We start from the raw sequence: 6,318 nt of genomic DNA, 5'->3' as shown, positions 1-6,318 counted from the left end.
CAAAATCCGTCGACCTCTTTCTGATAGTTGTCACGCCCGCCGTCGTGCCGTCTCACGCTCGGCAAGTTGACAACGCCGCCCAACCTGGCTGACCGCACTTCTGCCTTTGCTGGCCGTCTACCAGTACGGGGACCGTGAAGTCGTGCGTGCTGAACTGTTCCGTATGGCGCTGTCGGCGGATGCGGCGGCGAAGACCGCCGACGCGCTGCACCGCATCGCCAACATGCTCGACCGGGACGGTCATGCGATCGACATGCACCGCGAAGAGCTTCGCGCGATCGCGCGTGCCGCGCTTTCGGAGTTTGACCGCGTACCACCCCGCGCGCCTCTGGTAGCGGTTCATGAAGCGGTCCGCCACACTCGCGAGCGTGCCGGATGACGACAGAACTGAAACAGGGTTGCGAACTGAAGCGCGGCGACGTGCTGCGCACATGGTTCGGCAATCAGACGATTCTTGAAATGCTGCCGTACAGCGGCCCGTTCGACTTCATCTGCGGTGTGGCGAAGTTGCCGGATGCCAAAATGTCGATCGACCGGCGCGGACTCTACGAAGTGCTGTTCGCCCGCTAACCTGAACCCTGAACCGCCCGCGTGCACACTCGCGGGCTTCGGAGTCTGACATGCCAACCTTTACAATTGCCGAGATTGAACAGGCGATCAACGTATGGCGCGACCGCCAGGCGTCAGGAGAAGACGCGGCGCTGTGCCCGAAAGCGCGTCACCTTGCCGATATCTATGGCGGGATGATCTACACACACGCAACGGCCATCGACGTGTCTTCGCTGTCTGCCGAGCAGGTGGGAGCTGTGACCACTGCCCTTTATCAACAGGAATTGCCGCTATGACCGACAAATCGAAGTTCCCCCCCGAAGTGCTCGAACAGTTTCGCCGCGAGCAGGAGGAAAGCGACGCCCATTTTACTGTCGCGGCTGCGCGGTTTTTTGAGGCATGGAAACAGGCCGTCATGCTCGCCGGTCCGGTGTATTTCGGCGATGGCACCAGTGAGGCCGTTGAGAACGCGAAAGACAAATGGGCGCTCGCACCCAATGGCGCGGTCATTGTCGATGCCTTCGGTGTTCTCAGCAGCGGCGAGCGCACTTTCCTTGCCGCGCTGTATTCGTTCTACAACTCGGACGATAGCGTTCCTCTGTGGGAGAAAGCGGGCATCAGGGGCTTCGCCGACCTGTCGGGGCTGGATCTTGTTCGCCGTAAGCTGATCGCGGAGCTTTTGCTGAACTACGTTGGCTGGTGATGGCCCTTGTTTAACGGAGAAAAGACCTATGGAATCGCCATTCATTACTCACCGTGAGAAGGTGCTTGGCCACTACGGCACTGCCTCATGGCTGCGTCAGCTCGTGCTCGCGATGTGGAACGGGAGCCGCTATCCAACCGGACTATCGAAGCTGACCGGGCTTGATAGCGAGCATGCAAATGCGGTCTTTGAAATGCTGGCCTCCTATCGCAAGAACGGGGAGAACGACCGGGCATTCATGGCGCTGGCCGACGAATGCCGCGCAAGACTTGAAGAGGAGCAGGCAGCGGAGAAACGCGCGCATGAACTGGATCGGTGGATGGGCGATTTGCGCTACCTGCTCCCCACTGTCGGCCTGCGGGCCGGCCTATGCGACGACAGATATTCATGGTTCGAGGCTCGTTTTGATGAGGGAATCGACGTCGCAGAGGCCGTCAAGAAAGCAGCACAGGCAAAGCTAGACTGAGAGCACGCCTGATCGCAGACACCTGTGCCGGGCAACCCCCTTCCTGCTAAACCAGGTCTCGTATTCGCCGGGAGCGCATCGCGCGCGCCTGCGCGCCCGGATCGAGGCGCACGGGGACCCGCGCGGGAGGCGTGGGGAGAGCGCCGGCCCGGAGCGGCAGCGGAGGGACGATCCGGTGAGGCGTCGTGCAGCTGTGGCCGGGGTCGTCAAGCAGCCGCAGGCTGCGTGTTTCCCTCCGCGGCGAAGCCGTGGGGGCTGGATCGAGGTCGGACATAGCATGAATCGGTCAGGATCAGGAGAACACCATGTATCGAGTTCAGGTTCTGGGATAACGATGCGAACCGCTACGTCGATGTGGTGCTCAGTTTTGACCAGTGGCGCGCGGTCGGATTCCGGCACGCGCAGTTTGGCGATACGCCGGCGGAATACGACGATCCAGGGGAGGCATGGCGAGATGCGGTTGACCTGCAGGAACGATTCGGCGACGCGATCGTTACGCTGCTCGACATGTCGACCGGGGAGCGACACTTTGATGAGCGCAACCTGCCGGAGGTTGGCGCAGATACCAGCGAAGCTTCGGCGGCGCCCGAAATCTGGACGGACGATTGGATCATCCAGCGTGCCGTGCGTATATGGGCGGTGAGTGCTGGCGACGACGTGTACGAACCATGGCCGGGCTATATGCACCCGATGACTCGCGATCAGGCAGTCAAGGCACTCGAGGAGTGCGAAGCGCGGTGGCCGGAACATGAGTTCCGCGCGCATCGATTACGGCTGGAGGAAAAGGTCGCTGCGGACGCGATCGACCGGGCGCGAAGATCCGTCCGATCCAGGAAGTACGGCTAAGAGAAAAGGCGATAGAAAAATGACGGTTGATATTCATACACCCATTCGGGCCGAGTGTCTGCTTCCGGCGGATGAGGGATGGGAGCGGCCTAGGGGCGCTGAAGTTCAGGAGGTGGTGCGACGCATCGGCCTGTCGGGTCGGGCTCTTGCCAGGGTGCTCGGGCTGAGTGAGCACGGTGGCCGCCAGGTCAGACGCTGGATCAGCGGAGAGGCGCCGATCACCTATACATCGTGGGCGATTCTCTGCGACATGGCGGGCCTTGGTCGGATCTGGCGAGGTAAAACCCTCGAATTGGGTTTGAGCGGCTTGGCTGAATCGGCACCCGATGACGAATGACCACGCGCTACGTTTTGCTTTCAGCATGTTGCGCGAGAAAAAGAAAAGCAAGCGCACCGAAACGCGCCGGCTGAATGTCCTGGGTACATTTCGGGGTGCCGTCAAGATTCGTACGATTGCCGCAGCGCACCATCCGGCCGGCAGTGGGGTGTCGAATTGTGTCGGAATGAGCGCGTTATTTAGCCGATTCACCGCGTGTATCGGCTGCTAATCTCCTGCTGTCGTGCCACAGACGTTGGTGGCGAACAAATGGTATTACAATTCAGGCGCATTACGCTGGCTGTTCGCTGGGGGCGCGCGCCAGTCGAATCGATTCACTGATCTCGGAGAAGGGCTGGCCATGACGGAAAGTGCGGGGCGGGTGTTGAAGCTGCTGACCGGCATTCCGGCACGGCTTCATGCCGCTGTCCTCGGCTCAGTCCCCGGGGCGGGAAGAGCTGCCGGAGAGGACCCGCTGTCCGCAGGTGATGCCGAACATCGTCTGTCTGCCCTGGTCAGCTCGCCGCGCATCGTGATCGGCAGCGGCATCGTCGTGGCCATCGCCATGCTGACCGTTTGCGCCGCCATTTTGTTTGGCGGTCGCCAGGATGCGATGGAACATGCATCCGATTCGTCGCGCAACACGCTCCTGGTGATCGAGCGGGACATCGCCCGCAATGTCGAGTTATATGACCTGTCGCTGCAGGCGGTGGTCGATGGCGTGCAGCGGCCGGACGTGATGGCCGCGCCAGTGCCGCTCAGGCGGGAGGTGCTCTTTGATCGTTCGGCGAGTGCGCCGTACCTGGGGGCCATCTTTGTGACCGACGCGGCCGGCAATATCGTGATGGACTCCCGCACGGACCGCCCGCCGAAAGCCAGTGTGGCCGAGCAGGACTATTTCACGGTGCAACGCGATCATCCGGCCTGGGGCCTCTACGTCAGTCCTCCGCACGCATCGGGAATGCTGAATGGCGACATGGTGATCACGCTCAGCCGACGCATCACGGATACGGATGGATCGTTCCTTGGCATCGTGATCGGCGCGGTCAGCACCGAATACTTTCACCAGCTGCTGTCGGGCCTGGAGCTTGGACCGCACGGCACGATGGCGCTCATTCACACCGACGGTTTCCTCGTCATGCGTGGCCCTTACAATCCCAAACTGATCGGTCGCGACCTCAGAGGAACAGGGCCATTCACGAAAATGATGACCCAGCCGGAAGGCTCGTTTGCGGACACGGCCTCGATCGATGGCGTCCGCCGCCTCTATCAATTCAAACACCTGCCCGGACTTCCATTGATTATGGAAGTGGCCCCGGCGGAGACAGACATCTATGCGAAGTGGCGCGCGCGCGCCGTCAAGGTTGCTGTCGTCATGCTCGTGTTCGGCATTGTCTTTGTCGGACTGGCGGTATTGCTCGCTTCTTCCCTGGGCAAAAAAGCACGGGCCGAATCGGCGCTGAAGGCACTTGCAAGTACCGATAGCCTCACGGGGCTTCCCAATCGCCGGACCCTGGACGAGCGGCTCGATCGTGAGTGGCGTCGTGCGCTGCGCACGCAGCAACCACTTTCCCTGCTGTTCGTCGATCTTGACCGCTTCAAGGCTTATAACGATTTTTATGGTCATCAGGCCGGCGATGAGGTACTGGCGAAAGTGGGGCAATGTATCGCCGGACAGCTTCACCGGTCGGGCGACCTCGCCGCGCGCTATGGCGGTGAGGAATTTGTCGTGGTGCTGCCGGGTATCGGCAGCGTGGGCGCATTGGCGATGGCCGAAACCATCCGCCGCGCGATTGCCTCGCTGAATATCGAACATGCAGCAAGCGAGCAAGGCGCGGTTACCGTCAGCATCGGCGCGGCGAGCTGGCAAGGGCTGATGGCGGACAGTGTTGCCTCGGTGGTGAAGGCCGCCGATGAGGCGCTCTATCAGGCCAAGGCGATCGGCCGCAACTGCGTGTCGGGCGCCATACTGGGCTGAAAAGGACACATTGTCGAATGCCTAGTGCGCTGCGGCTATCGTACGGTTTCGTCCGTTTATTGACGGCACCCCATTTCGAGGCCGGCAGAATCTGAGAGGCCTTCAGGATATCCGCTTGTCTGGCCCAGGTTTCAGGCGCTTAGCGCCTGATTGAACGGTTGCGCGTCAGCTCGCCGACCATCTGTGGACTCCGTTCGACGCTCGAGCGACGCCTTGCGCTTCTCTTCAGCGTTCGCGATGAAGTCGGACAGTTCGCGCTCCATGGCTGAATCTTTGGCGCCCGGCTTCCACGTCGCGGCTCCGTGTCGCCGGCGCGTTGTCCGAGCAAGTGCTAACGCTGCCATCGCAGCCTTTGCACATTCGTATTCAACCTGGCCACACAGGTCGATCGGCTCACCGAATTCGCGGAACGCTTCCACATACTCCCGAGCGGCGTGCACCGTTGCCGGGTACTCGCGCAGCTCGGAGATAACTTTGCGGCTTAGGACGTGCCACTGAAGCTTGTCCGGATAGGCAAAGACGGGGATGGACACGCCCTTGCCGGCTTCGCGGCTCATAGGGGCGACCGGCTCCGATGCCGCCCAGGCGGCCTTATGCATCATTGTCCGACAGGTTCGAGCGTAGCTTTCCAGCGATAACGCAAGTTCCAATGCAGTGTCGCGTCGCTGACGCTTGCGCTCTCTGGCATCCCTTGCTGAGATCCACGCGAGCGTTATGACAGAGCCGACCGCCCCTGACGCCAGTGCCAAAATCATCGGAGTGTTCCAGTCAAGTCGCTGGAGATATTCAAGCCATTCCTGCCGCATACGATGCGCCTCGGAGAAAGAGGTGCACAGAGTATAAGCAATGGTTTGCGGAGTATTCAGGGCAAAAAATGCGGTGTGTGTTTTCGCCACAAACGCTTCGATGGGGCGGTGCGCATCTTGACAGACCGCGCAGTACCAGGGCACTCGTCGGCCCAGCACCAGGAGAGGGGCGTCAAAAGATTCAGGCCGGTTCGCTGCTTAAGCCGACGGGTAGCGACGTTGGTCCGAACGGAGGCAATGTGTCCCGCGTGCTGCCGCTCCTGGCAAACACAGTTCGATCGCTAGACGATCGGCAAGGTTCGGCCACCAAGAGTCATTCGCCGGCAGCGCCGATTGGACATCAGGGCGACCGCTGCACACCAGCAACCGGCCGTTCGACAGGTGTTGCTGGAAGACTCGGGCCGACAATGCGCGCTTCCACCGGCTCGCGCCAGCTGGACAGCGTCTCGTCTACCTCTGTCGCGATCCAGGCTCGGAAAAGCTGGCATCCCCAGGTTCCTCCGAAGGTCGAATACACGCTGAGCAAAATCGGAATTGCGCTCCGACCCTCATCGAGGCGCTCATCGAATGGGCCGAGATGCGGCGGCAAATACTGGGAGATGCCTCAACCCGGTAACAGTGCAGGTAGCTCCGGAAGCCCGGTAGGTCTCGTCG

Annotated in this window: 9 protein-coding genes; 8 read left to right on the top strand and 1 reads right to left on the bottom strand. The window is 61.2% G+C overall.

What is annotated here, in order from left to right; genetic code table 11:
* Positions 1–106 precede the first annotated feature (106 nt).
* The 8 genes from AC3WLT_RS36745 (at position 107) to AC3WLT_RS36710 (ending at position 4,858) form a co-directional block, all read left to right on the top strand.
* Complete coding sequence (locus tag AC3WLT_RS36745; protein WP_492596458.1) at positions 107–379, top strand: hypothetical protein; 273 nt, start codon at positions 107–109, stop codon at positions 377–379.
* Complete coding sequence (locus AC3WLT_RS36740) at positions 376–570, top strand: hypothetical protein (RefSeq protein ID WP_492596457.1); 195 nt, start codon at positions 376–378, stop codon at positions 568–570. The genes AC3WLT_RS36745 and AC3WLT_RS36740 overlap by 4 nt, the downstream gene beginning before the upstream one ends.
* A 50-nt stretch (positions 571–620) precedes the next feature.
* Positions 621–845, top strand: coding sequence for a DUF3717 domain-containing protein (locus AC3WLT_RS36735; protein WP_492596456.1), 225 nt, complete (start codon positions 621–623; stop codon positions 843–845).
* Positions 842–1,252 (top strand): hypothetical protein, encoded by a 411-nt coding sequence (locus AC3WLT_RS36730; RefSeq protein ID WP_492596455.1) that lies wholly within the window; start codon positions 842–844, stop codon positions 1,250–1,252. Before AC3WLT_RS36735 ends, AC3WLT_RS36730 begins: the two co-directional genes overlap by 4 nt.
* 28 nt (positions 1,253–1,280) lie before the next feature.
* The gene (locus tag AC3WLT_RS36725; protein WP_492596454.1) at positions 1,281–1,718 is read left to right on the top strand and encodes a DUF7673 family protein; all 438 of its coding nucleotides are present in this window, start codon (positions 1,281–1,283) and stop codon (positions 1,716–1,718) included.
* Between the two features lie 354 nt (positions 1,719–2,072).
* Complete coding sequence (locus tag AC3WLT_RS36720; protein ID WP_492596453.1) at positions 2,073–2,564, top strand: hypothetical protein; 492 nt, start codon at positions 2,073–2,075, stop codon at positions 2,562–2,564.
* 19 nt (positions 2,565–2,583) lie between these two features.
* Complete coding sequence (locus AC3WLT_RS36715) at positions 2,584–2,901, top strand: XRE family transcriptional regulator (RefSeq protein WP_436197540.1); 318 nt, start codon at positions 2,584–2,586, stop codon at positions 2,899–2,901.
* Positions 2,902–3,382: 481 nt separating this feature from the next.
* Positions 3,383–4,858: a sensor domain-containing diguanylate cyclase gene (locus AC3WLT_RS36710; protein ID WP_492596459.1), complete on the top strand. Its 1,476-nt coding sequence runs from the start codon at positions 3,383–3,385 to the stop codon at positions 4,856–4,858.
* Between the two features lie 131 nt (positions 4,859–4,989).
* On the opposite strand, the gene AC3WLT_RS36705 is transcribed toward AC3WLT_RS36710, so the two are convergent.
* On the bottom strand, positions 4,990–5,754 hold the full coding sequence (locus AC3WLT_RS36705; RefSeq protein ID WP_492596452.1) for a hypothetical protein: 765 nt from the start codon (positions 5,752–5,754) through the stop codon (positions 4,990–4,992).
* Between the last annotated feature and the right edge of the window lie 564 nt (positions 5,755–6,318).

This window comes from Paraburkholderia sp. FW306-2-2C-D06C (genome assembly GCF_058781505.1).
The sequence above is the reverse complement of the archived record's forward strand: the minus strand, read 5'-3'. Positions and strand labels throughout refer to the sequence as shown.